1 pseudogene is annotated in these 371 nt (G+C 42.3%); it reads left to right on the plus strand.

Features of this window, described 5'->3' with window-relative positions:
- Nucleotides 1–371: pseudogene (locus AB4585_RS22650) on the plus strand (glycosyltransferase family 2 protein); the annotation flags it as partial.

Raw genomic sequence — 371 nt, forward strand, 5'->3', positions numbered from 1 at the left:
AGATAAAACTGCATTTAAGCTACCTTGGGGTGTTACGCTATACGGTAAAACGTTAAAGTATGGACGAAGCGCTAGATCTGTTTTGCGTTTGTTCCAGCGCAATGGAGCTAGTTATACTCCAGATGAAGTACACGAAACCGTAATCCCTGCAGAGGGCAAGGTTGGTGAGTTGAATGGGTACTTACTCCATTTCACACATCGTGACTATGGGCATGGCTTAGATAAATCAGCTCAATATGCTTGGTTAGGAGCACAGAAATATCATCGAAAAGGAAGGCGTTCAGGAGGTTTATTTTTAGCTTTAGTACGAGCAATGTGGACTTTTTTCCATATCTACATATTACGTCTCGGGTTTATGGATGGTAGTGTGG

This window comes from Vibrio sp. 10N.222.49.C9, from assembly GCF_041474985.1.
In the GTDB taxonomy this organism is placed as follows: Bacteria; Pseudomonadota; Gammaproteobacteria; order Enterobacterales; family Vibrionaceae; genus Vibrio; species Vibrio crassostreae_C.